Origin of the sequence: Aldersonia kunmingensis (genome assembly GCF_001646865.1) — a bacterium.
Taxonomy (GTDB): domain Bacteria; phylum Actinomycetota; class Actinomycetes; order Mycobacteriales; family Mycobacteriaceae; genus Aldersonia; species Aldersonia kunmingensis.
Window position 1 is genome coordinate 1 of the sequence record NZ_LRRB01000029.1, and the last position, 4,110, is coordinate 4,110.

The following is a 4,110-nucleotide window of genomic DNA, read 5'->3' on the forward strand; positions in this document are numbered from 1 at the left end:
GCCGCACAATAGGTATCGCCTTATCGCCGGGGCGTCGGGCGAGTCACGGTGTATCGCACGAAGGCGGGAATAGCCACAGCCGCGATCACCACGCCGATCACCACGAGCACGCCACCGCCGGCCGCGGCCACCGCGGTACCGAGGCTGGCCGCCGCGACACCGTGCAGCAAATCGCCGATGCGCGGTCCGCCCGCGACCACGACGATGAACACGCCCTGCAGGCGGCCGCGCTGCTCGTCGGTGGCGGCTTCCTGCAGCATCGTCGACCGGAATGCCGCGGAGATCATGTCCGCACCGCCGCCGAGCGCGAGGAAGGCGAGAGCCATCCACAGGCCGAGCCTGGAGCCGTCCGGGGAGGACAATCCGACCGCGATGCCGAAGCCGATCATCGTCAGTCCCCACACCACGATGCAGATGATCACGGCAAGGCCCTGGCGACGGATCCGCGGCAGCCAGCCGGAGAAGACCCCGCCCACGACCGCGCCCGCCGACATTGCGGCATACAGCAGGCCGAGCGCGAGGCCGCCCGTCGCCGGATCTCCGAAGGTCTCGTGCGCGATCTGCGGGAAAAGCGCGCGCGGCATGCCGAACACCATCGCGATGATGTCGACCAGGAACGAGGCCAGCAGCACCTTCTGCGTCGCCAAATAGGCAAAGCCCTCGCCGACCTGCTTCCACCCTGCCCGGCGGTTGGCACCGGTGGGTGGCACCGGCGGAAGCCGGTACGCGGCCCACAGCGTCGCCGACAGCGCGATCGTGTCGATCAGATACAGCGTCGACAGCCCGACCACCGGAATGAGCACACCGGCAACCACGGGCCCGACGATCGCGCCGAACTGGAAGATCGTCATGTTCAGCGAGTTCGCCGCGGGCAGTTCGTGACCGGGCAGTATGCGCGGCAGGATGGCACTGCGGGTCGGCTGATTCACGGCGAAGAACGCCTGTTGCGCGGCCAACAGGGTCAGCACCAACCAGACGTTCTGCATACCCATGGCGGCCTGTATCCAGAACGCCAGCGATGTGAGCCCGAGTCCGGCACTGGTGATCAGCATCAGCTTGCGCCGGTCCATGACATCGGCGAGCGCGCCGCCCCACAGCCCGAAGACGATCAGCGGGGCAAGCGCGAAAACACCGGTCAGTCCGACGAACCCGGAACTGCGGGTGATCTCGAAGATCTGCTGCGGCACCGCGACGATGCTGAGCTGACCGCCGATGACGGTGACGATGGACGACAGCCACAACCGGCGGAAGTTCGCATTGCGCAGTGGTGTGGTGTCGGCAAGCAGGCTCACGGTTGCAGCCGGACGGTCGTCCACCGACCGCCGGCGTCCCGGGTAGTGCGGATCCGGTTGTGCATCCGGTTCGCCCGGCCCTGCCAGAACTCCACGCTGACCGGACTCAACAGGTAGCCGCCCCAATCCGGCGGCACGGGAATCGGGCCGGCAGCGAAGCGCTGAGCCACCGCGTCGAGAGCCTGCTCGAGATCCTCCCGCGTGCCGGTCGGCCGCGATTGCTGCGATGCCCAGGCACCCAGTTGTGAGCCCCGCGGGCGGGTGTCCCAGTAGCGCGCGGTCTGCTCGGCCGAGATCTTGCGCACATCGCCGCGCAGCGTCACCTGCCGTCCGATCAGCGGCCATGCAAAGGTCGCCGAGACATGCGGATTGGCCGCGATGTGGCGCGCTTTCTCGGAGCTGTAATTCGTGTAGAAGACGATGCCGGCGTCGGTCACGCCCTTGCACAACACCGTTCGGCTCGCGGGCAATCCCTGCTCGTCAACAGTCGCGAGCACCATGGCGTTCGGTTCCACCACGGACGCGGCGACGGCATCGTGCATCCAGCGGCGCAGCAGCGGCTCCCAGCCGTCGCTCAACCACGATTCGTCGAGGTCATGAATGCCTCGGTAGTCCTTGCGCATGCCCGCCAGATCGGGCGCTCCGGTAAATTCCCCCGTCGACTCTCCCGTTGGACTTTCAGTCGCCTCCGAGAACGCCCCGGTTACGTCCCCCACCTCGCCATCTCCATGCCGCACAGCCCAGACGCTACTCCCGAGTACAGTGCAGATAAGGTGCAGGTGATCTGCTGTCCGGCTATTGCGGCGCCACGTTCCCCAACGCGCGTGGAACGACAAAGGAGAATTCACCCCATGGCTGAGAACGCCACCATCCCCGAAGACTTCGTAGCCGGCCTCGAGGGCGTGCTCGCGTTCACCACGGATATCGCCGAACCGGACCGCGATGGTGGCGCGCTGCGCTACCGCGGAGTGAACATCGAGGACCTCGTCGCCGAGCGCGTCGAATTCGGCGACGTGTGGGCGCTGCTGGTGGACGGGAAGTTCGGCAAGGGACTGCCGCCCGCCGAGCCGTTCCCACTCCCTGTGCACACCGGTGACGTGCGCGTCGACGTCCAGGCGGGGCTCGCCATGCTGGCGCCGATCTGGGGCTACCAGCCACTGCTGGACATCGACGACGAGACCGCGCGCGAGCAGCTCGCCCGCGCCTCGGTCATGGCGCTCTCCTACGTCGCGCAGTCCGCGCGCGGCATCTACCAGCCAGCCGTGCCGCAGAAGCTCATCGACGAGTGCCACACCGTCACCTCTCGTTTCATGACTCGCTGGAAGGGTGACCCGGACCCGGCCCACATCGAGGCCATCGACGCCTACTGGGTGTCGGCCGCCGAGCACGGCATGAACGCCTCCACCTTCACCGCCCGCGTCATCGCCTCCACGGGTGCCGATGTCGCGGCATCGCTCTCCGGCGCCATCGGCGCGATGTCGGGCCCGCTGCACGGCGGCGCCCCGGCGCGCGTGCTGCCGATGATCGAGGAAGTCGAGAAGTCCGGGGACGCAACCGGTTTGGTCAAGGGCATCCTGGACCGCAAGGAAAAGCTGATGGGCTTCGGTCACCGGGTCTACCGGGCCGAGGATCCGCGCGCGCGTGTGCTGCGCGCCACCGCCAAGCGACTCGCTTCTCCGCGTTACGAGGCCGCAGCAGCGCTCGAGCAGGCCGCGCTCACCGAGCTGCGTGAGCGTCGCCCGGACCGCGCGATCGAGACCAACGTGGAGTTCTGGGCCGCGGTGATCCTCGACTTCGCCGAGGTCCCGGCACACATGATGCCGGCGATGTTCACCTGCGGCCGGACCGCGGGCTGGTGCGCGCACATCCTCGAGCAGAAGCGCCTCGGCAAGCTGGTCCGCCCGGCCGCGCTCTACACCGGCCCGAGCGCACGCACCCCCGACGCCGTCGAGGGCTGGGATCTGATCAACCGCGCCTGAGCGGTAGCGCCACGGCGCGGCCGCGTTGAGCTGAGCAGGACAACCAAATACGTTCGGGAGGGCGAGAATTCGCCCTCCCGAACGTATTTCCATTTCCCGCCCTGGAGCAAGGGTCAGGCTGATGTCGCCTCCGCCGGTGCCGTGGCGTACCGGTTACCCGGCTCGCGCAGGCCGAAATGCCCGCGCAGTGTCGTCGACGTGTATTCGGTACGGAACAGACCGCGTTGCTGCAGGATCGGCACGACTCGATCGACGAAGTCCTCCAGTCCGCCCGGAAAGTACGGCGGCATGATGTTGAACCCGTCCGCCGCGCCCTCGGTGAACCACTGCTCGATCTCGTCCGCGATCTGCTCAGGAGTGCCGGCGACCGTGCGATGCCCACGTCCGCCGCTGAGCAAGCCGATGAGCTCGCGCACGGTGTGCTTGCCGTTCCCGGCGAGGTCCCGCACAAGCTGGTTGCGAGCCTTCTGACCTTGGAAATCCTCGATAGGTGGCAGCGGCGGCAGTGGGGCGTCGAGCGAATCCTCGTCGAGTTCGATGCCGAGCAGGCTGGAAAGCTGCCGCAACGCGTATTCCGTTGAGCGCAGGTCGTTGAAGGACTGCTCCAGCGCCCGTGCTTCCTCTTCCGTGTCGGCGATGTACGGAAAGAAACCGGGCAGGATCTTCAGATCGTCTGCACTGCGCCCTGCCTTCACCACCCGCGCCTTCAGGTCGCGATAGAACTCCTGTCCCTCCTGCAGGGTGTACTGCGCGGTGAACACCGCCTCCGCATAGCGTGCCGCGAAATCCTTTCCGGCCGCCGAGGATCCGGCCTGCACGAGCAAGGGACGCCCCTGCAC

General features: G+C 67.5%; 4 protein-coding genes. 1 reads left to right on the plus strand and 3 read right to left on the minus strand.

Going from position 1 to position 4,110, the window contains the following annotated elements:
• Window positions 1-20 precede the first annotated feature (20 nt).
• Both A8G08_RS02635 and pdxH read right to left on the minus strand, forming a co-directional pair.
• Window positions 21-1,292: an MFS transporter gene (locus A8G08_RS02635; protein WP_084435896.1), complete on the minus strand. Its 1,272-nt coding sequence runs from the start codon at window positions 1,290-1,292 to the stop codon at window positions 21-23.
• Window positions 1,289-1,915 carry a pyridoxamine 5'-phosphate oxidase gene (gene pdxH, locus A8G08_RS02640; RefSeq protein ID WP_068269733.1) on the minus strand — a complete coding sequence of 209 codons (627 nt, stop codon included), beginning with the start codon at window positions 1,913-1,915 and terminating at the stop codon, window positions 1,289-1,291. The genes A8G08_RS02635 and pdxH overlap by 4 nt, the downstream gene beginning before the upstream one ends.
• A 228-nt stretch (window positions 1,916-2,143) precedes the next feature.
• Between pdxH and A8G08_RS02645 the strand changes: the two genes are divergently transcribed.
• Window positions 2,144-3,271: a citrate synthase 2 gene (locus A8G08_RS02645; RefSeq protein ID WP_068269736.1), complete on the plus strand. Its 1,128-nt coding sequence runs from the start codon at window positions 2,144-2,146 to the stop codon at window positions 3,269-3,271.
• Window positions 3,272-3,384: 113 nt separating this feature from the next.
• On the opposite strand, the gene A8G08_RS02650 is transcribed toward A8G08_RS02645, so the two are convergent.
• Window positions 3,385-4,110, minus strand: a 726-nt coding sequence (locus A8G08_RS02650) for an LLM class flavin-dependent oxidoreductase (protein ID WP_157108373.1), incomplete at its 5' end; no start/stop codon positions are given.